This is a genomic window from Parabacteroides caecihominis (assembly GCF_023656785.1).
GTDB lineage: Bacteria > Bacteroidota > Bacteroidia > Bacteroidales > Tannerellaceae > Parabacteroides > Parabacteroides segnis.
In genome coordinates this window covers 77,808-103,535 of record NZ_JAMOKS010000025.1, presented here as the reverse complement: position 1 = coordinate 103,535, position 25,728 = coordinate 77,808, and the positions used below count along the sequence as shown (strand labels likewise).

Sequence of the window (25,728 nt, the reverse complement as noted above, 5' to 3'; positions counted from 1 at the left end):
ATCTTTTCCGCTAACTTTGAAGTGGTGAACTGGACGGAAAACTCTGAAACGATTGATCTGCCGACTGGCTGAATAGTAGGATGGGATGGCTTTTTTGCACCGGAGTCCATGAAGAACTATGTTATTGTGGATGCAAATATAGTAATTATGAGTAGATTCCAACTATCGATACGATTAATTATCAGGGGTTCTGTGTGTTTTTTTACTTCACAGAGCTCTTTTTGATACCCTTTTGTGCCTTCATGTGATACCAATACAGGATTTGTGGCCTTTCTTTTTTGCCTGCTTTAAAAGGAAAAACGTTGATAAAATAATACTTTTTTCGGTTCAATCCCTTGTATATACATAGGGGAACATAGTTCTTCATGGACTAATCTAAAACAAAATATCATGGCAACGAAAGAACCGAAAAAGCGAAGCGTCGTCGCAACACTAGTAGAAAACAAACTTACCGAGCGCGAAGACGACTTCACAGCCAACATTACCTATGTAGGCCGCCGCAGTATCAATGACCTTTGTTCCATCGCCGCCAAACAGAACGGCAAATACTCGGCATCCGAGTTATATGCGGCCTACGACATCCTGAAGACACAGGCCAAGGAAGAAATGTACTCAGGTGCTACCGTCGAGTTCGGGCTGGCCTACAACGCCCTCGGCGTAGACGGCCCCCTGATCAGCCGCAGTGCCCAGTTCAACCGGGCAGTCAACAGTCTGGTAGTACGCTGCACCCCGCTGGCAGAGCTCCGTCCCGAGCTCGACCTGATAGACGTAATTATTAACGGTGTGAAAGACGGCCTGCCAACCATCGGAACCCTGACCGACGTAGGCAGCAAGACGGTCAACCAGCGGATCACCCCGGGCAACACGCTCAACGGCAAAGGCGACCGCGTGAAGATTGTCGGCACCGAAGACAACACCGTCGGCTTCTTCTTCATCGACTCGACCGACGAGACAAAGATAGTGCCTGTCCCCGAAAGCGTCCTTTCGCGCAACGAGCCTTCCAATTTCTCCTTTATCATCCCCGCCCTGGCCGATGGCACCTACTATCTGGAGATCGCCACACAGTATGGCGGAAACAGTAAAACACTATTAAAGGATGTACGCCGCAGCCGTTTCCCTTACCTGCTCACAGTGGGCGACAGCGGCGGTGGAGGAGGGGACGACCGACCCGAAATCGAGTAACCCCGCTGTTACGACACTCATAACCGCCCGTTTACGATACCCGTAACTGAGCGTTTACGACACCGATAACCGTCCGTTTACGACACCCGTAACCGGGCGGTTACGGCACCCGTAAATTTTCGTTTCCTAAACAATCAACATAATTATCCATTTATGCATATGAAAACAATACGACAACAACTTCGCGCAGCCCCCCGTATCCTCGCCGGGCTGCTTTTTGCTTTTATGGCCGCAATGGCCTCCGTAGTACATGCTTCACCTTCTCCGCCTCTCTGGGATGGCCTACCGGCCGATGTAATCACAAATGCCGATGGCCACGACGGCTCGACCGCTGAAAAAGCGATCCTTATCAAAGACGCCGCCGAGCTGGCTTACTTCGCGCAGCAGGTGAATGCAGGAGGCTTGGAACTTAACGTTACGAAAGGAACCTCAATTGATAACAGTGACGATAAGGACAAAGGCTTCGCCGGCCTCTACTTTGCCCTTTCCAACGATATTGATCTCGAAGGGCATGACTGGACACCGATAGGAAGCGGTTATAATTACTTCCGTGGCCATTTCGATGGCGACGGGCATACTGTAAAAGGGCTGAAGGTGAATATTCAGGCATCGACTAATGTATACGCCGGATTATTCGGCCACGTGGTAGACGGTACGCTCCGCAATCTGGGCGTATGGCTGGCGCCGGATGGGATAGTGGTTTCTTCTTCAAGCGTATATAACGTCTGTGCCGGAGGACTGGTAGGACGTATATATGGTAACGGTTATACTACTGTCGCTATCCGCAACTGCTACGTGGAAGCGGAAGGGAACGGGGCGATCAGGATAACGGGAAATGGCAATCTCATGGCCGGAGGGATAGCTGGGGAGACGATTTCTGCCGGTATTAGTACCTACCTTATCACCCATTGTTACGCAACCGTGGATGTGGAAGCGAAGAGCAACGGGGGGGGTGTTCAGGTCGGTGGCATTGCCGGATCTGCCATAGATATTTCCTATGCCTATGCCACAGGAAAGGTGGAGGGACGTGCTCATGACTACTTATTTACAGGCGGTATCTGCGGGGCGGTTTTTGCTTCAATAAAAAACTGTCTGGCCCTGAATAAGGAGATTAGTTGTATTACGACTGGCGGGGGAGATGAATATAAGAACCGCATAGCAGGTTTTGCCAGCACTTCAGATTCCTTCTCCGACAACTACGCCACCCCCGGTATGAAGCTAAACGGCCAACCTGCCACCGGCGGTGCAACCGATAACAATAACGGAGCCGACACCTGGTCTAACAAATTAAAGAACGACCTGGATCCCTCCTCCGATAACGAATGGAATAACGCCTGGATATGGGAGGACGGAAAACTCCCGCAGTTGAAGAAGCTGGTAGATGCCGGGATGAACACATATGGCGACGCGCTGTCCGGACAAACGCCTTATTCGGTAGAAGACTACCTTTCCTTGTCCTGGAAGGATGCGGCTGCTAAGGAAATAGAGAATACAGGGGACGGCGACGGTTCTTCCCCCGGCAACCCCATCCTTATCAAAGACGCAGCCGAGCTGGCCTATTTGGCACAGCAGGTGAATGCAGGAGGGAATTTAAATCTTACTAATGGAGGAACTTTCCTGAACAACGACGGTTTTCCCGGTATATACTTCGCCCTCTCCGCCGACATCGACCTCGAAGGGGGGAACTGGACGCCGATAGGAAACTTCTATAATTCTTTCAAAGGCCACTTCGATGGTAGGGGGCATACTGTGAAGGGGCTGACGGTTAATGGTAACATGTTATACGCCGGATTATTCGGCTATGTTGTAAATGGCACGCTCTGTAACCTGGGTGTCAGCCTGCATGAAGATGGGATAAAGGTTAGTTCTGCTGGTGGAGTCTACGCCGGCGGAATTGTCGGACTGCTACAAGGATCTTCCGGCGATGTCTCCCTACGAAATTGTTACGTGGTAGGAAACGGGAAAGTGGAGGGAACATCAACAAGTAGTGATAGTTCTGTAGGAGGAATAGCAGGAGCGGTAGTGATCAGCGGATCTGGTACCGCTTCCTTCACCCATTGTTATGCAACGGTCGCTGTGGAAGCGGAAGCGGCTAACGGATGTGTAGCTGGCGGTATCGTCGGAAGATTCAATGGAACCCTTTCCTACACCTACGCCACCGGAAGCGTGAAAGCAAACGGAGGAGAAAGACAATATGCCGGAGGTATTTGCGGAATTAAAGGCGTTGGAGACTTAACCCACAACCTCGCCCTGAACAGCGAAGTGGCGGTTGAATCCGGCTCCGATTGCCACCGGATAGTTGGTTACGATGCTTTGGATGGTTTTCCTACTCCCGGCTCAATCTCTTCCAACCACGCCCGCCCCGCCATGTTGTTGAACGGCCAGCCTGTTATCTCCACCGACGCCAGTGACCGGAACGGCGCCACCACCACCTGGTCTAACAAATTAAAGAACGACCTGGATCCCTCCTCCGATAACGAATGGAATGACGCCTGGATATGGGAGGACGGAAAACTCCCGAAGTTGAAGAAGCTGGTAGATGCCGGGAAGAACACATATGAGGGTGAGCTGTCCGGACAAACGCCTTATTCGGTAGAAGACTACCTTTACTCGTCCTGGGCGGATGCGGCGGCTGATAGAATAGAGAATACAGGCGACGGCGACGGTTCTTCCCCCGGCACCCCGATCCTTATCAAAGACGCAGCCGAGCTGGCCTATTTGGCACAGCAGGTGAATGCAGGAGGGGATTTAAATCTTACTAATGGAGGAACTATCCCGAACAACGACGGTTTTTTCGGCAAATACTTCGCCCTCTCCGCCGACATCGACCTCGAAGGGGGGAACTGGACGCCGATAGGAATCGATAGTTATGGTTATGGTTATTTCAAAGGCCACTTCGATGGCAGGGGGTATACTGTGAAGGGACTGACGGTTAATGGCGAGATGTCATTCGCCGGATTATTTGGCCGTATTGTAAATGGCACGCTTTGTAACCTGGGTGTCAGCCTGCATGAAGATGGGATAAAGGTTAGTTCTGTTAATGGAGTCAACGCCGGCGGAATTGTCGGAGTGCTACAAGGATATACCGGCGATGTCTCCCTACGAAATTGTTACGTGGTAGGAAACGGGAAAGTGGAGGGAACAGGAACATCAACAGGTAGTGTTAGTTATGTAGGAGGAATAGCAGGAGTGGTATTGATCAGCGGATCTAGTACCGCTTCCTTCACCCATTGTTATGCAACGGTCGCTGTGGAAGCGGAAGCGACTGACAGATGTGTAGCTGGCGGTATCGTCGGAGGGTTCAGCGGAATGTCCAGCAGAATCCTTTCCCACACCTACGCCACCGGAAGCGTGAAAGCAAACGGAGGAGAAAACCAATATGCCGGAGGTATTTGCGGATTTAAAGGCGATGGAGACTTTACCCTAACCCACAACCTCGCCCTGAACAGCGAAGTGGCGGTTGAATCCGGTTCCGATTGCCACCGGATAATTGGTTTCGATGGTTTTCCTGATCTCGGCTCAATCTCCTCCAACCATGCCCGCCCCGCCATGTTGTTGAATGGCCAGCCTGTTACCTCGACCGATACCGACAGCTTCGACGGCTCCGATACCTGGCTCGATACCTACAAGGCCGACCTGGGCGGAGACCCCGCCAGCGATAACAGTTGGAAAAGCGGTAACTGGACATGGACGGATAGCAATCTCCCCCAACTCCGCAGGGTGATACTCGATGCTGGCGGCAACGTTACCGGTTACGGTGAGTGGCAATCCTCCACCCAGCCCAACCTGCCCGCAAGCAGCTTCCTGACAAATAAGCCCGCACCGACACCGCCGCCGGTGGAACCCGATCCCGAGCCCACGCCGCCGACGGTCTACTACACCGTCACCCTTCCCGCCGTGGAGGGCGTCATCACCGACCCTGCCGCCGGTACGTACGAAGTGGAGTCGTGGAGTACCTTCCGTTTCTACCTCACGCTTGACGCGGACTATTCGGAGTCGCAGCCCGTCATCACCACCAGCCGCTACGAAACGCTCGCGCCCCGCAGCAGCGACGGAGCCTACCAGGTGAAGTACGTCCGCAACGACGTGGAAGTCTACATCGACGGCATCGTGAAGAACCCCGACCCGGTGGCCAACGAAACGATAGAAGCCGGGTATCCGAAGGTTTGGAAGTCAGGGAATAACTTGCATATGCAAGCCGTTACCGACGAACCGGGCTATATCTATACCGCCGACGGCAAACTGCAAACGGTATGCCGTCTGATAGCCGGAGAGATCAGGACTATTCAGCTTCCGGCCGGTATCTATTTTGTACGAATCGGGAATGAACGGTTTAAAGTAATCTTGTAACTAATTATCCATTTATGCATATGAAAACAATACGACAACAACTTCGCGCAGTCCCCCGTATCCTCGCCGGGCTGCTTTTTGCTTTTATGGCCGCAATGGCCTCCGTAGTACATGCTTCACCTTCTCCTCCCCCCTGGAATGGCCGACCGGCCGATATAATCGTGAATGCCGATGGCCACGACGGCTTGACCGCTGAAAAAGCGATCCTTATCAAAGACGCCGCCGAGCTGGCTTACTTCGCGCAGCAGGTGAATGCGGGAGGATTGAAACTTGACGTTGCGAAAGGAACCTCAATCGATAACGGAGAGAAGGACAAAGGCTTCGCCGGCCTCTACTTTGCCCTTTCCAACGATATTGATCTCGAAGGGCATGACTGGACACCGATAGGAAGCGGTTATAATTCCTTCCAGGGCCATTTCGATGGCGACGGGTATACTGTAAAAGGGCTGAAGGTGAATATTCAGGCATCGAATACTGTATACGTCGGATTATTCGGCTGCGTGGTAAGCGGTACGCTCCGCAATCTGGGCGTATGGCTGGCGCCGGATGGGATAGTGGTTTCTTCAAGCGAAGATCACCTTCTCTATGCCGGAGGACTGGTAGGAGGTATATATAGTAGCGATTATACTACTATCGTTATCCGCAACTGCTACGTGGAAGCGGAAGGGAACGGGGCAATCAGGATAACGGGAAATCGCTATCTCAGGGCCGGAGGGATCGCTGGGATAAGTAGTGTCGGCCTTATCACCCATTGTTACGCAACCGTGGATGTGGAAGCTAAGAGCAACGATAGTTTTGTTCAGGTCGGTGGCATTGCCGGATATGCCCAGGATATTTCCTATGCCTATGCCACAGGAAAGGTGGAGGGACGTGGTTATAGCAACTCATTTACAGGCGGTATCTGCGGGTTTGTTTTTGCTTCAATAAAAAACTGTCTGGCCCTGAATAAGGAGATTAGTTGTATTACGACTGGCGGGGGAGATGAATATAAGAACCGCATAGCAGGTTATACCAGTTCAGGTGTCTGCTCCGACAACTACGCCACCCCCGGTATGAAGCTAAACGGCCAACCTGCCACCGGCGGCACAACCGGTGACTATAACGGCGCCGACACCTGGTCAGACACATTCGAGACTGCCCTGAAAAGTAACCCTTCCCCGGATAACGGTTGGGAAGAAGCTTGGACATGGACGCCCGGCCAACTCCCGCAGTTGCGAAAGGAGAATGCCGACGGCAACGGCTATAGCCAAGAACCGGTCCGTGGCCAGACCCCTCGCAAGGCAACCGACTACCTCGTATCCTTACCTTGGAATGGCTCAGCCGCTACTCAAATAGAGAGCACAGGCGACGGCACCTTCGACAACCCCATCCTTATCGGAACTGCCGCCGAGCTGGCTTACTTCGCGCAGCAGGTGAATGCAGGAGGCTTGCAACTTAACGTTGCGAACGGAACCTCAATTAATAACAGTGACAATAAGGACAAAGGCTTCGCCGGCCTCTACTTTGCCCTTTCCAACGATATTGATCTCGAAGGGTATAACTGGACACCGATAGGAAGCAGTTATAATCCCTTCCAAGGCCATTTCGATGGCAGGGGGCATACTGTGAAGGGGCTGACGGTTATTGGTGACATGTCATACGCCGGATTATTCGGCCGTATTGTAAATGGCACGCTTTGTAACCTGGGTGTCAGCCTACATGAAGATGGGATAAAGGTTAGTTCTGTTGCTGGAGTCCAAGCCGGCGGAATTGTCGGACTGCTAATTGGACTTTCCGGCGATGTCTCCCTACGAAATTGTTACGTGGTAGGAAACGGGAAAGTGGAGGGAACATCAACAGATTATATGAGTCATGTAGGAGGAATAGCAGGAGCGGTAGTGGTAGAGGTAGGAGATAATACCGCTTCCCTCACCCATTGTTATGCAACGGTCGCTGTGGAAGCGGAAGCGACTTACACATGTGGAGTTGGCGGTATCGTCGGAGTGTCCAATGGAACCCTTTCCCACACCTACGCCACCGGAAGCGTGAAAGCAAACAGAGGAGAAAACCAATATGCCGGAGGTATTTGCGGATTTAAAGGCGATGGAGACTTAATCCTAACCCACAACCTCGCCCTGAACAGCAAAGTGGCGGTTGAATCCGGTTCCGATTGCCACCGGATAGTTGGTTACGATGGTTTTCCTGATCTCGGCTCAATCTCCTCCAACTACGCCCGCCCCGCCATGTTGTTGAATGGCCGGCCTGTTACCTCCACCAATGCCGATGACCGGAACGGCGCCCCCACCTGGTCTAACAAATTAAAGGAAGACCTGGATCTCTCCTCCAACGAATGGAATAACGCCTGGATATGGGAGGACGGAAAACTCCCGAAGTTGAAGAAGCTGGTAGATGCCGGGAAGAACACATATGGCGACGCGCTGTCCGGACAAACGCCTTATTCGGTAGAAGACTACCTTTGCTTGTCCTGGAAGGATGCGGCTGCTAAGGAAATAGAGAATACAGGGGACGGCGACGGTTCTTCCCCCGGCAAAGCAATCCTGATCAAAGACGCAGCCGAGCTGGCTTATTTGGCACAGCAGGTGAATGCAAGAGGGGATTTAACTCTTACTGATGGAGGAACTATCCGGAACAACAGCGGTTTTCTCGGTATATACTTCGCCCTCTCCGCCGACATCGACCTCGAAGGGGGAAACTGGACGCCGATAGGAGGCGATAATCCTTTCAGAGGCCATTTCGATGGCAGGGGGTATACTGTGAAGGGGCTGACGGTTATTGGTGACATGCCATACGCCGGATTATTCGGCTATGTTACAGGTAGCACGCTTTGTAACCTGGGTGTCAGCCTGCATGAAGATGGGATAAAGGTTAGTTCTGTTGATGGAGTCTTCGCCGGCGGAATTGTCGGACTGCTAAATGGATTTTTGGGCGATGTCTCCCTACGAAATTGTTACGTGGTAGGAAACGGGAAAGTGGAGGGAACATCAACAGATGGTCAAAGTTATGTAGGAGGAATAGCAGGAAGGGTAATTCCCGAAAGAGATAATACCGCTTCCCTCACCCATTGTTATGCAACGGTCGCTGTGGAAGCGAAAGCGACTAACGCATGTCGCGCTGGCGGTATCGTCGGAGCATTCCAAGGAATCACCCTTTCCTACACCTACGCCACCGGAAGCGTGAAAGTAAACGGAGGAACAACCCAATATGCCGGAGGTATTTGCGGATTTAAAGACGATGGAGACTTAACCTACAACCTCGCCCTGAACAGCGAAGTGGCGGTTGAATCCGGTTCCTATTGCCACCGGATAGTTGGTTCCTATGCTACCGATGGTTTACCTTTTCCCAGCTCAATCTCTTCCAACTACGCCCGCCCCGTCATGTTGTTGAACGGCCAGCCTGTTACCTCGACCGATACCGACAGCTTCGACGGCTCCGATACCTGGCTCGATACCTACAAGGCCGACCTGGGCGGAGACCCCGCCAGCGACAACAGTTGGAGCAGCGGCAACTGGACATGGACGGACAGCAATCTCCCCCAACTCCGCAGGGTGATACTCGATGCTGGCGGCGACGTTACCGGTTACGGTGAGTGGCAATCCTCCACCCAGCCCAACCTGCCCGCAAGCAGCTTCCTGACAAATAAGCCCGCACCGGATCCCGATCCCGATCCCACGCCGCCGACGGTCTACTACACCGTCACCCTTCCCGCCGTGGAGGGTGCCATCACCGATCCGGTCGCCGGCACGTACGAAGTGGAGTCGTGGAGTACCTTCCGTTTCTACCTCACGCTTGACGCGGACTATTCGGAGTCGCAGTCCATCATCACCACCAGCCGCAACGAAACGCTCTTGCCCCGCCTGAGCGACGGAGCCTACCAGGTGAAGTACGTCCGCAACGACGTGGAAGTCTACATCGACGGCATCGTGAAGAACAACCCGGTGGCCAACGAAACCCTGGCGACCGTCCCCGCCACTGTCCGCGTCTTCGGCAGTGCCTTGTCGATCACTGTCCCGCAGGCCACGACCGCCATCATCTTCGACCTGGCCGGACGTCCGCAGCGCAACCTTCGCCTGCCTGACGGCGAGACGCGTGTGGAAGGTTTGCCTTCCGGTGCCTACATCGTCAAGTTTGAAAATGGGGAAGTGGTAAAGGTGATAGTAACCCGTTCCCGTACATAGCAAAAACCCCGCGTCTGTAACAGGCGCGGGGTTTTTCTTCTCTTATATATCTTTTACCTTCAACACATTGTAAGACGTCCCGATATCATACACATCACTTCCGTCCACTTTCTTGATATACTTCACCACGCGGATGGTGACAGGCAGGATCAGTACTTCATAAAGCGATTTCAGTACGGCCTGTGTCCCGATCATGATCAGCAGCTCTCTGGGCGGTATCAGTCCGAGGAAAGCGATCGGGAAGAAGATCAGTGAGTCGGCACTTTCACCCGCCAGTGTCGAAACGATGGCACGCAGCGAGAAGTTTTTCCCTTTGGAAGCGATCTTCATCTTGCTCATCACATACGCATTGAGGAACGAACCCACCAGAAACGCGATCAGGCTGGCAATGGCGATACGCGGCGCCATCCCGAATACGAAGTTGAACCCTTCTTCCCCTTCCCAGAACGGGGCGGCGGGAAGCATAACGGCCAGTTGGGCGAACCCGATCACGAGGAAATTCGAGGCAAAGCCGCTCCAGATAATCAGGCGCGCCTTTTTAAATCCCCATACCTCGGCGATACAGTCGTTGATGATATACGAGATAGGGAATACGATCAGCCCGGCAGTGGCAGTGATGCCGAATACCTGGACTACTTTGGTTTCCAAAAGGTTGGAAGCGACCAGGCATATATTGAACAGGATGCCCAGCAGCATGAAGGGGATTGAAACAGTTGTCTTCTGCATAATTCTTGTTTTTTACGAGGTTTATCAAGCACTCGGGAAAGCCGGGGCTTTCCGTATCAGGTCTTTTAATTTCGGGGGCAAAGATAAGTATTTTTTTAGAACCGGTGTGCATAGGTCAGGCCTATTGCATGTTTATAGTTCACCGGGTCGTATACATTAAATATATGGTAGCGGTAATACAGTTGCAGCGAGTTCTGTTTGTTTATCTTGTAGTCGCTTCCGGCGGACAGGCGTATCCGGTCGGCATGCATCCGCCCCTGGTACCCCGTATCGTTGAATACCTCGGCATAGGCGAAAGGGCAAATGCCTGTCTTCCGGATCTTGTAGGAGAGGGTGAGCATGCTGCGGAGATAGTTCTTGGGATGCTGGCCGCCTGTTTTGTATGTGCTCTGGAAACGTTCGCGGAGCGACAGGGTGAAGTTGCCGACCGGGTAGTTGGCCGAAGCGTAGACGTAGTAACGGTTCCGCAGCTCTTCGGATGCTTTATACCGGCAGAGCAGCATGTAGGCGATGCCTGTCTTGAAGTAGCGGTTGAAAGTGTAGTTCACCTCTCCGGTGGTCAGGAACCACTCCGCCTGCCGGAAGTCGCTTTGGGGACGTATGTCTTCTTCCACCAGGAAGGAGAAGCGGCGGTATATCTTCCCGGATAAACTGACCTTGAATGCCATTCCCGCCCCGTCCATGGCAGCGATAGGAGAGAGGGCTGTCGCGAAGAAGAGAATGCATAGAAGAAAGAAACGATTTCGTTTGAAATAGCTTTTCATAGGAATATGATGTGTTTTTAATTTAGATTTAGGGCAAAGATAAGGATAAAAGAATTATTTTTGTATCTCATGTAACTTAATAAAATCATGTTATGAAGAACTTTAAGAAATGGCTGATGCTGGTTGTGTGTGCATTGGCTGCCTCCTCTCTTTTAGGCCAGGAGAAAGATTGGGCCAATTTTGGCCGGTATGCCGAACTTAATAAAACGGTAGAACTCCCATCTAAAGTGGTATTCATGGGAAATTCGATTACGGAAGGCTGGTGGAATAACGATTCGCTTTTCTTTAAGAACAATGGCTTTATCGGCAGAGGTATCAGCGGACAAACGACGGCGCAAATGCTGGTGCGGTTTCGTGCAGATGTAATCAATCTCAAACCGAAGGCTGTTGTAATCCTGGCCGGGACCAATGACATTGCCCAAAACAACGGATATATCTCTCAGGAAAATATACTGGGAAATATCATATCTATGACCGAGTTGGCAAAAGCAAACCATATTGATGTGATTCTTTGTTCCGCCTTGCCGGCCTATGATTTCGGTTGGCGTAAAGGACTGGAACCTGCCGATAAAATTATCGAACTGAATAAAATGATTAAGGCTTATGCAGACCGTAACGGCTTTACTTATATTGACTATCATTCTCAATTGACGGATGGGCGAGGAGGTTTGCCGGAGAAATATTCCAAAGACGGCGTGCACCCTACTTTGGACGGATATAAGATCATGGAAAAGATACTTCTTCCGGCACTGAGTGGTTACTAACCGGATTATTTTGCTATATTTGCTCCCGAATTATAAAAACAGTTTTTTGAAAACACTACTTTCTACATCTATAAGTGCTTAATAACAGCCTATAACTCTTTATAGGCTGGCCACTTCAATTTTCCGGATATACATCTTTATCCGGACCTTATTATTATATCCTTTTTCATATAAAAATTGTTCCCATAAGGGAGCATAGTAACCATTTAATATATTATAGTCATGAATTTAAACGACGTGCAAGTCAGAAGGGCTACTTCTGACGATTTTAACGATGTAATGAACGTTGAACGACTCGCTTTCGGTGAAGATGACGAGGCCGTACTGGTGGAAGATCTTTTGGCAGATCAGACAGCAGAACCTATCGTCTCGTTGCTTGCCTGTTATCAGGGGGAGGCCATAGGCCATATCCTTTTTACAAAGGCCTCATTGGGGGGGAGCAATCCTTCACCTTCTGTTTATATCCTGGCTCCTCTGGCCGTAAAGCCGGAGTATCAAAAACAAGGTCTCGGAGGTTTGCTGATCCGGGAAGGCCATCGGATATTGAAGGAGATGGGAGTGGAGATGGTTTTTGTGCTGGGGCATAAAGAGTATTATCCCCGTCATGGTTTTAAAGGAAATGCAGAAGCAGCCGGTTATCCGCCTCCTTATCCGATTGAAGATATCTATGCTGATTGCTGGATGTATCAATCCCTTACTTCGGAAGCAGGGGATGTCCCTAAAGGAAAGGTAAGATGCGCTGACGCAATGGACAAGCCGGAGTATTGGCGTGAATAAAGAGAAGAAGGACTGTATCAAAAGACTTTTGATACGGCCCTTTTCATATATACTTTTTGTCTTTTATTCAATCTCCAATACCGCTGGGCAATGATCTGAATGCACGGCATCATTCAGAATATAAGCCGATTTCAGCAACGGTTTTACCGGTTCGCTGACCATGCAGTAATCGATACGCCAGCCTTTATTGTTTTTACGGGCATTGAAACGATAGCTCCACCATGTATATTGCTGCTTTTCCGGATTGAGATGGCGGAATGTGTCGATAAATCCCGCATCCAGGAACCGTGTCATCCATTCGCGTTCTTCGGGAAGGAAACCGCTATTGGTCGCATTGCGTACCGGATCATGAATGTCTATCGGTTCATGACAGATATTATAGTCGCCGCAAAGAATCAGATTCTTACGTGTTTTCTGTAATTCCACTACATACTTCTGGAAATCTTCCAGCCACTCCATTTTAAAGGCCTGGCGTTCATCACCACTGGTTCCGGAAGGATGGTAGACACTGACAATTGATAGGTCACCATAATCCGCACGGATAAAACGGCCTTCGTTATCATATTTCTCTATGCCCATTCCCGTTTCCACATGATCGGGTTCCTGGCGGGTGAGGATAGCTACTCCGCTATAACCTTTCTTTTGGGCACTGAACAGGTAAGGTTTATAACCTGAATCCGCAAAGGCATCTGCCGGGAACTGATCCGGCTGAAGTTTAGTTTCCTGCAGGCAGAGTACATCGGGCTGCTCTTGTTTTAACCATTCCGGAAAGCCTTTTCCCACAGCGGCGCGGAGGCCGTTTACATTGTATGTTATTATCTTCATATAACAGCTCTTTTAGATCGTTTAATAGGAATCCAAAGATACAATTTAACGGTTGGATGTGCTAATTTTACCGGAGAATTCTATTTTCCGAGGAAATGTGTTTCCAGATACAGGGTGAATTTATCTTTATACTGATTACCTATAGGGATATATACGTCTTTTCCGAAGATGATGCGGTTATTCGCTACGGCTGTGATCTTGGATAAATTCACCATATAGGAACGGTGTACCCGCATAAACTTATCCAGAGGAAGCCTTTCTTCCAGTAACTTCATACTGAGCAGGGACATAACCGGTTTCTGGTCTTCCGTAAAAATACGTACATATTCGTTCTGGCTTTCGATGTATATTATTTTATTCATATCTATGCGCACCATTTTATAGTCCGCCTTGATATAAAGAGCATTATTTTCAGGTTGGCCGTTTTCTTCCTTTACCGGAGGCGGTGAAGGAGGGGCATTCAGCAGTTCCATTTGCCGGAGCGCTTTATTGGCCGCTTTCAGGAAATCACTGTATCCGAAAGGCTTTAGCAGATAGTCGATGGCATCTACCCGGTAGCCTTCGATGGCATATTCGGAATAGGCGGTGGTGAAGATTACCAGCGGTTTCTTTACCAACGATTTGATAAAATCCATCCCACTCAGGTCCGGCATGTTTATATCGGCAAAGATCAGGTCGACAGGCTGCGAGGCAATCACGTCCAGCGCTTCGAGTGCATTGGAGCAGGCTTTCACCAGTTGGAGAAAAGGGACCTTGCTGATATAACCGGTTATTTGCGTGAGCGCTAGCGGCTCGTCATCAATGGCTATACATCTTATCATGATTGTATGGGTATTAGCAGTAAAACACGATATTCATTATTCTCACTCTTAATTTCCAGCGTATACTTATTATCATACAAAAGGCGGAGCCTTTTCTTCACATTTTCAAGACCGATACCTTTATGCTGTTCGTTGGCATTATCGAAACTGCTGTTGATTACCAAGCATTCCAGCTCATTATCTTTTATTTCCATAGAGAAATGGATAAATGATTTTTGCTGGTAGCTGATGCCATGCTTAAAGGCGTTTTCAATAAACGAGATAAACAATAGCGGCGGAATCTGTATATTGGGCACTTCTTCCGGCAACGAGACCTGAATCTCCACCTGGTCGGTATACCGGAGTTTCATCAAACCGATATAATTATTCAGGAAACCTATTTCTTTGGCCAGCGGAAGGGTTGGTTGGGCGGCATCATACAGGATATAACGCATCATCTTCGACAATTCAAGCACAGTCTCTTTCGCTTTTTCCGTATTCAGGTCAATCAGCGCATGGATATTATTCAACGTATTCATAAAGAAATGCGGGTTTATCTGATGTTTCAGATACTCCAGTTCAGTTTGCAGCGTATGTTTTTCGAGTTCCTTCATCCGGTGTTCGTCGCGTATGGATTTGAACAATAGCTTGATGGCGACATTTATCCCGAGTACCAGGATAGCAGTCAGAATATAATTTACCACCGGAGAGATTACACCCGGCATCAGCCATAACGGAGGACGCATCGACTGATGATGAGGCTCCTGCATCGACTGGCGGGGAGGCTCTTTCTCCATCGGAAATTTACGCATTTTCTCATTCAGCGGAGGACGGTCCATGACGAACTCACGAGGCGGACGCTTTCCCGGGTCTCCCGGCCGTTTAAACCGGACAAACGGGTTCAGGGCAAATATCAGACAGACGGTCATCAGAGTAAATAACAGGTAAAGCCACGACTTTTTCCGTATCAGCAACAACGGGATCAATACGTAATTGTTGATCAGGAAAAGGATGAAGAAAGGACAGATCATCTTCCAAGCGCGGAAAATATCGTTCCAGTTGATCGTTTCCCCATTATATTTATGTTCCAATAACGGAGAGACGAGAATAACTACCCAGATAATCAGGTAGATCAGATTCTCCAGTATCTTTTGTCTTTGTTCCTGTTTTTCCATTCCCATCAGAATTTATATGAATATCCTGCTCCAATCATATGTTTGCCATTCCCTTCATCATCATCTTTAAAATTGACATAGCGGTAGTAGAGTTGCAAAGAATTACGTTTGTTCAGCTTGTATTTGCTTCCCGCTGTATATTTGAGTTTATTCATCTTGTTTCCCTGCGGGTCATTCAAGGTGTTATATAACTCGACGGAGGCAAAAGGTTCGAACTTGCAATTCCTTATATCGTATTCCACTTCCAGGCGGCTTCGAAGATACAGCTTAGGATTGGCCCGTTTGCTTGTTTCTTTCACTCCGACACGGTAGGTACTCTGAAAACGCTCCCGTAAAGATACGGTAAAGCGGTTAAAACGGTAAGAACCGGTGGCAAAAAAATAATACCGGTGGCGTACTTCCCAACCTTTTGTATCATGATTGTAGTTGATCAGGTTGTAGGCTCCGCCCAGTTTCAGGAACTTCCAGGGTTTGTAACTTAATTCGAGCGTAGTCGAGAAACGGTCGACTTCACTCAGGTTGTCACGCAGGCGGAAGTCTTCTTCCAGCGACAGGTTTAATCTGGGGATGATCTTTTTCGTTATGTCGACACTCAGGGAGGAGCCGAGGTCATCCTGTGCCGAGAGCTGATTGACGGCCAGCAGGGATATTATGAGAAATATAGTCTTCAGGTGTTTCATAAATAATCTGTTTAAAAGAGGTTATTCTCCCTCCCGCGGGAAACGGGTTACTGTATCGACCGAGTTGATTTCGCGTACGTCGGATTCATAATAGACCTTAATGAAGGCGGCATCGCGCAGGAAATCAATATGTCCGATCTCTATCTTCCGGATATCCAGTCCGGTACGGTTGCGAAGGTCTGCCATCAGTTCTTCGCGCTTCTCCGGAACGATCAGTTGGATTTTATCATACAGGATCAGTTTACAGGAGATATGTTTTAGCCAACGTTCGCTTTCCAGCAGCCAGGTGACAAGGATAAAGATGCAGTTCGTCGCAATCAGTTCCGCATAACTGATCTGTACGGACAGAGCATTGATGACAGACAGGGCAATGATAATGAACAGGTAAGTCATTTCGCGGATAGGGACCGATTCCGTGCGGTAGCGGATAATCCCGAAGATAGCAAATATACCCAGTGCAAAACCGATTTTTAATTTCACGCTTCCCATCAGAATAATCAGGAAAAAGACGCTGACATTAATCAGGGAGAATGTGAAATAGTAATCCCTTCGGCGGCTTTTGGGATAATAAAAGAAGTGGATGATCAGTCCGACAACCACAAAGTTGAAAAGAAAGCGAAGGATCAGTTGTGTGAATGCCTCCGTATCCATGACAGGAGAACCCATCAACTGCGCTTCCTCTACGATATCAAAGAATGTATCCATAAGAATAGTTTGCTAGTTTATTTATTTGAGTAAGTTTCTTTTTGAAGCGGTTGCGTTTGGCATCCGGATTAGTCAGGAGTGTGCCCAGGCAATATTTACTGATGCTGACCGGATGGATATGCAACTGCGAAAGACAGGCTTTGGCATGGGAAGGGATGTTGCCGTCCTGCTTCAGTTCGATGATAACCAACCCGGGCAGCGATTGTTCTTTGCCGGAAGAGAGGTTACGGAAGGAGAGGCCGGTATCTATCGTCAGCCGTTCTGTTTTCTCTCGGTTCACCAGCGTGATGCGGTCGAATAGGTTTTCTACCTGTAATCTTAAATCATCCAACTGATAAGAGGCATGTTCACACAGGAACAGTTTGGCTTTCGTCAGAAGCCAGGCATTTATGGAAGGGAGGGGCATCCGTACTTTCCGGGTTCTTCCTTTGTTGTTTTTATCCTTTATTTCGAGGAAGGTCTGAGAGGAGTCCATGTAAGAACGCATACGTATTTTCTCACGGGTTTTATGTCCATTTTGATGGGCGAGGTACATGGCAAGTCCTGGGGTGTCCAGATAGACTGTCCGGTAAGGGCTGATCCGATTGCTGTTTATTTCCTGTACATAGTAGTCTTTTTGCAGCAGTATCAGTAGCTGTGCCAGCTGATCGGTAGTCGTGGTGAACTTCGTATCTATCCGGTTCATTAGCCGGACGCCCTCCATCTCAGCCAGGGAGATGGAGGGAAAGTTTTCCAGAAGAGAGTAGATAACCTTTTCTTTCATATTGCCTTTCGGACTGATAGTTATACTTGTTACATTTTAGTTTCAAAAGTAGAAGTAGTATTATACAATGAAAAAAATAATCAGTGAAGTAGAGGATTTATTCAATGAAATCAGTTTACAGATAAAAACGAGCTGTTTACTGATTCTTTTTTAACGGGATAGGAAAGAAGGATATTTTTGAAGGTCAAAAAGTCAATGTATTATAGTAATAGATATAACAATGTATATGATAAAGTATAATGTAATAAAAAGCTGTTTATTTATGGTATCCCTGGTTATGCCAGTGCTCTCTTTGCCGGCTTGCGGGACGGATAATATCTCTTCCGGTGAAGAAACGAAGGCTGTTCCCGATGATGAAAAAGACCAGGTGGAAAACTCTGACTTCTCCAGTACGGTTACCATCTCTTTTGATAATACGGTAAACATATCCAATCCGATGGCGGATAACGGTGTATCGGTCCAGGCCAGTGGCGATCAGGTAACGATTATTTCGACGGCGGAGGAAATCGAATATATCCTTTCCGGCTCGACCGCCAATGGCATGGTGAAGATATACAGCGATTATAAATTCAAGCTGACCCTCAACGGACTAACTATCACCAATCCATCCGGCCCCGCTATCAATATCCAATCCCATAAACGCGTTTTCGTGCAATTGAACGAGGGTACTCAAAACACATTAACCGACGGCTCTTCCTATGCAACAAACGGTAGCGAAGACCAGAAAGCCGCTTTCTTCAGCGAAGGACAGCTTATCTTCAACGGAAACGGCACACTGACCATAAACGGAAATAACAAACACGCCCTTTGCAGTGACGATTACGTACGTATCTACGAAGGCACTTTCAATCTCACCAGCAAAGTATCCGACGGCATCCATACCAACGATGCCGTAATCATAGACGGCGGAACCCTGACAATCAATGCTGCCACCGACGCTATCGAATGCGAAGAAGGATATATCCTTATTAAAGACGGCAACATCATAATCATCAGCGGCGACGAAGGCATCACCACCTCCTATGAAGGTTCCGACTCTTCCATCAACCCCTATATGGACATTGATGGCGGCACGATCAACATAACAACAACCGGCACCTCCGCCAAAGGCATCAAAAGCCTGGGCAACCTCACCATCAACGGGGGAGATATCCGCATAAAAACCTCCCGCTCCGAAGCCGAGGGCATCGAAAGCAAGAAAGAACTGACCATTAATGACGGATACATCATCGTCGAGGCATACGACGACTGTATCAATGCCGCCACCTCCATCGTTATCAACGGCGGCGATATTTATTGTTACAGTACGGCAAACGACGGTGTCGATTCCAACGGTACGCTCACCATCACCGGCGGCATCGTCATTGCCATCGGCACTTCTTCACCGGAAGAGGGCTTCGACTGCGACCAGAATACTTTCAAAATAACAGGCGGCACCCTCATCGGCATCGGCGGAAGCACCAGCACACCGACCTCTAACGTATGTACCCAACCTTCATTGATCTATGGCGGAAGCGGTACGCAAAACACATTATTCCATATAAGTGCCGCAGACGGGACAGACATACTGACTTTCAATATCCCGCGCACGCTCCAGCAAATGACGTTGTTATTCAGCAGTCCGGCATTGAAATCCGGTTCCGGTTATACGATCCATACCGGAGGGACTGTCGCCGGTGGCACTGATTTTTACGGGCTTTATTCCGGTGCAACCTACTCCGGCGGCACACAGGCCGCCACCTTTACCACCAGTTCGATGGTAACGACCATCGGCTCCTATTCCGGTAGACCAGGAGGCGGTGGCGGAGGCGGCAGACCGGGCGGCTGGTAAAAAAACTTCCGTTTTATATACTCCGAATGTAAATGAATCCTACATTTGTAGCGGCAAAAAGAAAATTACATTAGGAAAATACAGAATGGAAGAAAATAGTTTTGAAGCCCGTTTGCTTCATACGCCTTACGAGAAGCCGGACGCCTATGGCTCATTGGCAATGCCGGTCTATAACACTGCTGCTTACGAGTTCGAATCGGCGGAAGCGATGGAAGCCGCTTTCTGTGGCCGTACGTCCGACCATGCTTATTCGAGGATTACGAATCCGACCGTACAATATTTTGAAGATCGTGTGCTGTCCGTTACCGGAGCCATGAGTGTCACCGCCCTTAATTCCGGTATGGCCGCCATTTGCAACACGTTGATGACGATCGGGCGTGCAAAAGCCAATATCGTCACTTCCCCGCATCTGTTCGGCAATACCTGGTCATTGATGAAGACGACGCTGGCCGCCTTTGATATCGAGGCACGTTTCTGCAACCTGACCGATCCCGACGAGGTCCGCGCCCATATCGACTGCAACACCTGTGCGATCTTTCTCGAAGTGATTACCAATCCGCAGTTGGAAGTGGCCGACCTGAAGATGTTATCTTCTATCGCAAAGGAGGCGGGAGTACCTTTGATCGCCGACACGACGATCGTTCCTTTCTCCGTCTTCCACGGAAAAGATTTCGGTATAGATATCGAGATCGTATCCAGCACCAAATATATCTCCGGCGGGGCAACAAGCATAGGAGGTCTGATACTTGATAACGGGACCTTCGACTGGAGCCATTTTATCACACTGAAACATTGGTATGAACAGTTTGGCGAACGCGCTTTCACCGCCCGCCTCCGGAAGGAGATACACCGGAATCTGGGCGCTTATATGACTCCGCAGGTCGCCTACATGCAGACGCTGGGACTGGAAACCATGCCCCTCCGTTTCGAACGGCAGGGAGCAACTTGCCTGGAACTGGCTGGCCGGCTGCAAACGCAGGAAGGTATTGTGTCGGTCAATTACACCGGCCTGAAAGATAATCCTTATTATAAACTGAGCACTGCCCAGTTCGGAAAATATCCGGGAGCCATGCTGACATTCGACCTGTCTTCCCGTGAGGCTTGCTTTGCCTTTATGAATCGCCTGCAACTAATCTGCCGTGCCACGAACTTGTTCGACAACAAGACATTGGCTATCCATCCGGCAAGCACCATCTATGGCAGTTTCACCGAAATGCAACGGCAGGAAATGGATATCAGCCAGCAAACAATCCGCCTGTCAGTCGGACTCGAACCGGTCGACGATTTGTATAACGACATTAAACAGGCTTTAGCCATACGCTGATGCGGACGCTTATCATAGCCGATAACCAGGATATCACCAAAGCCGGCATCCTTTACCTGAGCGACAGGATGCCGGACCTTGGCCTTATGACCGAGGCTGCCGACAAACACGAGCTGCTTCAACTCCTCCAACAGCATCCGCAGGCTGTCATAATCCTCGACTACACGCTTTTCGATTTGACGGGTGCCGACGAACTTCTGATCTTGCAGGAACGTTTCAAACAGGTCTCCTGGATACTTTTCAGCGATGAACTGAGCGAAGATTTTATCCGCCGCATCCTCTTCAGCAGCGAGGCTTTCAGCATCGTCTTGAAAGATGCCCCGTCAGCAGAAATACGTGCGGCCCTGCAATCGGCTTTACATTCCGAACGTTTTATCTGTCAACGGATTCATAACCTGCTTTCAGAAAAGAAAATAGTCCATGAACCCAAAGAGCACCCCGTACTGACCTCGACAGAGAAAGAAATACTGAAATCCATCGCTTTAGGCAAGACAACCAAAGAAATTGCCTCCGAGCGTTTCTCCAGCATCCACACCATCACCACCCATCGCAAAAACATTTTCCGCAAACTGGAAGTAAATAATGTGCACGAGGCAACCAAATATGCCCTGCGCGCAGGGATAGTCGATGCAGCGGAATACTATATTTAGAAATAATTGAACTATTTACTGTATTGTTATGGCGACTGGTTGTATCTGGCTCCCCTCTTGAAAGGGGGTAGGGGGTGTGTTAAAGCCAGTCAATAAAACAAGCCTTGTTACAGGTTTATTTGCCGTCTGCAATAGTCAAGTAACTCTGATTATGGTGGTTGTGTAGGCGGAATATGACACACCCCCTTCCCCCTCTCGAGAGGGGAGCCAGGTACAACCAGTCACTATAAATAGCTCATATCTGACAATAACCAAAACATTCATATCCCCCCAAAGACCTCTTAATTATGCCTTTGCTGAATTTTAACAAATGGAAACCCCTCTACAATGCCTTTTAGAGGCATGCTGTATTATAAAATAGACTTTTTTGATGATTTGAAAAAACGTATTTGGTGATATGTATTTCAATGGATATATATCATTTTATATATGACTAGATTTAACGATCGTTTTTTCTAGTCACAAATGACGTTATTATTTTTTACATATCAAAACATTAATAGAATTATTTTGAAATTATATAAACCTATCGTTTAATTGAATATCAATCAAAGTATAAAATCAATAGTGTTAATTTGTGTAAAGTTGGTGATAGTTAAAATGACTAGAAAAAACGATCGTTTATTCTAGTCATTCTTAATAATAGCAAATATGAATGATACTATAAAAAAGCAAATTCAAAAAACAAAAAATGCGGTTTTTACTCACTCACCTATGAACATTTCTATAAAAAACATGGGTGATATTACTTTTCCTCTAAGCAGAGTTGCAAAAACCACGGTTTTTAATAAGATGTTTATGGAAAACAGTAAGACAATCGCAGTTTATTTAACATTTCCCTTATGCACAATACTAAAAACGATGGTTTTTGACCGTATGCGCAAGGATTATTTGTCAGAAACGATGGTTTTTGATGAAATGCGCAATGACAACGCACTGACACCCGCGGTTGTCAGAATTACATATCAAGCTGACGCATTAGTATCTATATTATAAACATTAAAACAAATGCATTATGGCCACAATTCAGAGTGTTCCTAAAACGAAGTTTACACAAAGCGAATGGTTGAACTTCTGTATTTTTATCGTCAATTATTTAAATGCTTCTAACTTCTCCGTCCTGAAGTTCGATAAAGAATCGAAATTATTTAATGCGAAGGTAGATCAATTCGATGGCAGTCTCAACAAAATCAGCAAAGCCGATTATTCATTGAGATCGAAAGAGTTGAAGAAAAAGATAAATGCTTCGCGTATAGGATTCTACAATCTTGTTAAAGGTGAATTATCCAGTGAAGACGCAGAAACTGCCGCTGCTGCCGCCATCATATTCGAGGTATTGAAAAAATATACCAATATGGGACGGATGAAATATAATGATATCCTGAAATTCCTCAATAACCTGATCAAAGAGTGTGAATCGGATAAATACAAGACATATATCGAAAAATTAAACCTCATGAAACGCGTTACCGGACTCAAAACATTATACAATGAAGCGATGGAACTCGAATCATCCCTATTTGACGATGAGGGCCTGAATAAGCGCAAGCGTAAAGCAACCATCACCCGTCTGGAATTGAATGACGCCTACGAAAAACTGGTGAAGCGCCTGAATGCGTTGGCTCTTATCGATGGCGATGCAGACTATCTGGAACTCTTTGGCTGGTGGAATGCCTTGATCGATAAATACCGTACCGTTATTTCCAGCCGCATCGGAACCGGCAAGGGCGGTAAAACCGATGACGGCGAAGAGGCGCAGCATGACCCCGATAGCGGTACTGAAGAAGGTGGCGGCAGCGGTGGCGGAGATCGTCCTGAAATAGAATAAATAAGAGAAAAGCATATGAAAATAAAAAATTGTCTATTTGGAATAATAATGGCTATAGTTTTATCGGGTTGCTACAACGATGATAAACTATGGAATGCATTGGACGAACAGGAGCAACGCATCGAAGCCCTGGAAAGTTGGCAGAAAGTAATGAACAGTAATATTGAAGCATTACAAAGTCTGGTCGACGGACAGGATTACATCACCAAGGTTACACCTGTTACTTTGAACGGTGAGGTCGTAGGTTATACTATTACATTCAAAAGCCAGTCACCCATTACCATTTATAATGGTGAAAAAGGTGACAAAGGCGATAAAGGCGATCAGGGTATCACAACCGATGTACCTGTCATCAGCGTCATCCGGGAGAAAGACGGGAATTGGTACTGGACGCTGAACGGTGAATTGCTGAAAGATGCGGATGGAAACTCCATACGTGCCAACGGTCAGGACGGCAAGGACGGACAAGACGGAAAACCCGGTGAAGACGGAAAACCCGGACAAGATGGAAGTTCCGGACAGGATGGTGCACCCGGACAAAATGCTCCGAAACCGGAATTAAAAACAGGAAAAGAGCTTATGGATGAGGGACTTGCCAAAGACTTAATTCCAGATGCAATCTATCTGAGTGTAGATAATAAAAAATCGTGGACAAAGGTTTCGGGCAACGATGGAAATGATGGAAACGATGGCGACACGATGTTTACGGAAGTAGATATCAAGACAAGTACGGATTATGTCATTTTCCATTTGGCAGGCGGAAGCCAGATAAAAGTTCCCACCTGGACATGGGCAGAATCAGTCAATCAGATATTGAATTCTATAAATGATGAAATAGAGGCCTTCCGGGTTTTGATTAGTGGAAAAATCTTTATTACTGACATTTCTGAAACGATCCATCCGAACAATCCGGACATAAAAGGACAGAAGATCAGTTACCAGGAAACAGACGACAATGGCACTTTATCTGACGAAATAAAATATGCTTACATCTGGGATGGTGAGAAAGGTAAATCAGGCGATACCCCACAAATAACCGTCGCTAAAGATGGAGACGATTATTATTGGAAATTAAACGGAAACTGGCTGACTGATCCGGATACCGGAGAGAAAATCCGTGCAAATGGCCATGATGGAATTTCTGCCGCTGCTCCTTTGTTGAAGTTAGGCAGTGACATAACGACAGGAACGATCAATCCCGAACCTAAAGAGAACAGTGCTTATTATTTGAGCATAGATAATGGAGCAAACTGGCAAAAAGTGACCGGAGATAAGGGAGATACCGGAGACAAAGGCGATACGGGTAGTACCGGTCCGGCAGGAACACCAGGTAGCGATGCCAACTGTATATTCAGTAGTATCAATAAAGATAATGCTGACTATGTTGAGTTTACTTTAGCAAATGGCAGTACTTTCCAGGTTTCCAAATATAAGAATCTTTCATTGAACATTACTACTGCTGATCGTGATTTTGAAGGTGACTATCCTTCTATCAGTTATACTATAGAAGGAGCAGATAAAGCAGGTGCAAAAGTTTCTGCAATGGTAGATAATAGTTGGAAAATTGTTTCAGTAACGGATACGGAAGTAAAAGTAAAAGCTGTCGACGGAACTTCTGCAAACTTATTGCTTTTTCTTATTGATAAGAATAATCAAACTTATACTTATAGATTAGAACTGAGTTTCAAGGCTAAGACCATTACTCCTAATGATGATACTCAGACTTTAAATAAGGGAGAATATCTGATAAAAGGCGACGGAACAGAAACACATGGACAAATTATTATAAAGGATGATGCTATTGTCACTCTGAGTAATGTGAATATAAAAATGAATACTGAGGAGGCACCTATTAAAATAGAACAGGGTACTCCTGTTATTCTTCTTACCGGAACAAATAAATTGACAGGTGATGGTGGAATATTCTTAACAAATGAGAATGCTAATATTATTATAAATGGGCAGGGTTCACTTATCATAAGAAATCCTTTTGATGATACATATGGAGCTGGAATAGGTTCCAATTCTAATTGTACATGTGGTAATATAACAATTCTTAATGGAACATTAGATATTGAGGGAAATAGCAATGCAGCTGGAATAGGTTCAGGAAGTTGGCTTTCTAGTTGTGGAGATATAACAATATCAGGAGGAACAGTCACTGCTATAAGTAAGGGAAATTGGGAGTGGGCTTATGCCATCGGATCGGGACGTAGATCTTCCTGCAGAAGTATAACTCTTTCTGACTGTATTTTATATCTGAATAAAGATAGTAAAGGTTCATCATATATAGGAGCCAGCACAATTACTCCCGATCCCAATAATCCCAATGCACTGACCGCAGCAAATGTCAAGTTATATAAAGATGGAGTATTATTCAATGATCCCAACCCATAACACTTCCATCCT

19 protein-coding genes are annotated in these 25,728 nt (G+C 47.6%); 11 read left to right on the top strand and 8 right to left on the bottom strand.

Annotation, left to right across the window (positions count from 1 at the left end; translation table 11 throughout):
* Nucleotides 1-390 precede the first annotated feature (390 nt).
* The 3 genes from NBH14_RS19550 (at nt 391) to NBH14_RS19540 (ending at nt 9,707) form a co-directional block, all read left to right on the top strand.
* Nucleotides 391-1,182: a DUF4469 domain-containing protein gene (locus NBH14_RS19550; RefSeq protein ID WP_186959201.1), complete on the top strand. Its 792-nt coding sequence runs from the start codon at nt 391-393 to the stop codon at nt 1,180-1,182.
* 159 nt (nt 1,183-1,341) lie between these two features.
* Complete coding sequence (locus NBH14_RS19545) at nt 1,342-5,532, top strand: T9SS C-terminal target domain-containing protein (protein ID WP_186959202.1); 4,191 nt, start codon at nt 1,342-1,344, stop codon at nt 5,530-5,532.
* Between the two features lie 20 nt (nt 5,533-5,552).
* The gene (locus tag NBH14_RS19540) at nt 5,553-9,707 is read left to right on the top strand and encodes a T9SS type A sorting domain-containing protein (RefSeq protein WP_186959203.1); all 4,155 of its coding nucleotides are present in this window, start codon (nt 5,553-5,555) and stop codon (nt 9,705-9,707) included.
* Between the two features lie 42 nt (nt 9,708-9,749).
* On the opposite strand, the gene NBH14_RS19535 is transcribed toward NBH14_RS19540, so the two are convergent.
* Nucleotides 9,750-10,433 carry a queuosine precursor transporter gene (locus tag NBH14_RS19535; protein WP_186959204.1) on the bottom strand — a complete coding sequence of 228 codons (684 nt, stop codon included), beginning with the start codon at nt 10,431-10,433 and terminating at the stop codon, nt 9,750-9,752.
* 95 nt (nt 10,434-10,528) lie between these two features.
* Nucleotides 10,529-11,197, bottom strand: coding sequence for a DUF2490 domain-containing protein (locus NBH14_RS19530; RefSeq protein WP_186959205.1), 669 nt, complete (start codon nt 11,195-11,197; stop codon nt 10,529-10,531).
* Nucleotides 11,198-11,289: 92 nt separating this feature from the next.
* Between NBH14_RS19530 and NBH14_RS19525 the strand changes: the two genes are divergently transcribed.
* On the top strand, nt 11,290-11,961 hold the full coding sequence (locus NBH14_RS19525; protein WP_186959206.1) for an SGNH/GDSL hydrolase family protein: 672 nt from the start codon (nt 11,290-11,292) through the stop codon (nt 11,959-11,961).
* A gap of 222 nt (nt 11,962-12,183) precedes the next feature.
* Nucleotides 12,184-12,738, top strand: coding sequence for a GNAT family N-acetyltransferase (locus NBH14_RS19520; RefSeq protein WP_186959207.1), 555 nt, complete (start codon nt 12,184-12,186; stop codon nt 12,736-12,738).
* Between the two features lie 63 nt (nt 12,739-12,801).
* Here the strand turns inward: NBH14_RS19520 and NBH14_RS19515 are convergent, their stop codons facing one another.
* The 6 genes from NBH14_RS19515 to NBH14_RS19490 all read right to left on the bottom strand — a co-directional run bounded on the left by NBH14_RS19515 (nt 12,802) and on the right by NBH14_RS19490 (nt 17,686).
* Entirely contained in the window at nt 12,802-13,563 is a 762-nt protein-coding gene (locus tag NBH14_RS19515) for an exodeoxyribonuclease III (protein ID WP_186959208.1), read from the bottom strand.
* A gap of 80 nt (nt 13,564-13,643) precedes the next feature.
* A complete protein-coding gene (locus tag NBH14_RS19510; protein ID WP_186959209.1) occupies nt 13,644-14,384 on the bottom strand; it encodes a LytR/AlgR family response regulator transcription factor in 741 nt (246 codons plus the stop codon).
* The gene (locus tag NBH14_RS19505) at nt 14,381-15,538 is read right to left on the bottom strand and encodes a sensor histidine kinase (RefSeq protein ID WP_186959210.1); all 1,158 of its coding nucleotides are present in this window, start codon (nt 15,536-15,538) and stop codon (nt 14,381-14,383) included. The genes NBH14_RS19510 and NBH14_RS19505 overlap by 4 nt, the downstream gene beginning before the upstream one ends.
* Before the next feature lie 5 nt (nt 15,539-15,543).
* Nucleotides 15,544-16,218 carry a DUF2490 domain-containing protein gene (locus tag NBH14_RS19500; RefSeq protein WP_186959211.1) on the bottom strand — a complete coding sequence of 225 codons (675 nt, stop codon included), beginning with the start codon at nt 16,216-16,218 and terminating at the stop codon, nt 15,544-15,546.
* Nucleotides 16,219-16,239: 21 nt separating this feature from the next.
* Entirely contained in the window at nt 16,240-16,923 is a 684-nt protein-coding gene (locus NBH14_RS19495) for a DUF4956 domain-containing protein (RefSeq protein ID WP_186959212.1), read from the bottom strand.
* Entirely contained in the window at nt 16,907-17,686 is a 780-nt protein-coding gene (locus tag NBH14_RS19490) for a polyphosphate polymerase domain-containing protein (RefSeq protein ID WP_186959213.1), read from the bottom strand. Before NBH14_RS19490 ends, NBH14_RS19495 begins: the two co-directional genes overlap by 17 nt.
* 226 nt (nt 17,687-17,912) lie before the next feature.
* On the opposite strand from NBH14_RS19490, the gene NBH14_RS19485 reads away from it, so the two are divergent.
* From NBH14_RS19485 to NBH14_RS19455, 6 genes are all read left to right on the top strand, one after another.
* On the top strand, nt 17,913-19,517 hold the full coding sequence (locus NBH14_RS19485; RefSeq protein WP_250817715.1) for a carbohydrate-binding domain-containing protein: 1,605 nt from the start codon (nt 17,913-17,915) through the stop codon (nt 19,515-19,517).
* Between the two features lie 85 nt (nt 19,518-19,602).
* Nucleotides 19,603-20,841 (top strand): PLP-dependent transferase, encoded by a 1,239-nt coding sequence (locus NBH14_RS19480; RefSeq protein WP_186959215.1) that lies wholly within the window; start codon nt 19,603-19,605, stop codon nt 20,839-20,841.
* Complete coding sequence (locus tag NBH14_RS19475; protein WP_186959216.1) at nt 20,841-21,491, top strand: LuxR C-terminal-related transcriptional regulator; 651 nt, start codon at nt 20,841-20,843, stop codon at nt 21,489-21,491. Before NBH14_RS19480 ends, NBH14_RS19475 begins: the two co-directional genes overlap by 1 nt.
* Nucleotides 21,492-22,142: 651 nt before the next feature.
* On the top strand, nt 22,143-22,487 hold the full coding sequence (locus tag NBH14_RS19470) for a hypothetical protein (protein ID WP_186959217.1): 345 nt from the start codon (nt 22,143-22,145) through the stop codon (nt 22,485-22,487).
* 19 nt (nt 22,488-22,506) lie between these two features.
* Nucleotides 22,507-23,319 (top strand): DUF6261 family protein, encoded by an 813-nt coding sequence (locus NBH14_RS19465; protein ID WP_186959218.1) that lies wholly within the window; start codon nt 22,507-22,509, stop codon nt 23,317-23,319.
* Between the two features lie 48 nt (nt 23,320-23,367).
* On the top strand, nt 23,368-25,716 hold the full coding sequence (locus NBH14_RS19455) for a PL29 family lyase N-terminal domain-containing protein (RefSeq protein ID WP_186959219.1): 2,349 nt from the start codon (nt 23,368-23,370) through the stop codon (nt 25,714-25,716).
* Nucleotides 25,717-25,728 lie beyond the last annotated feature (12 nt).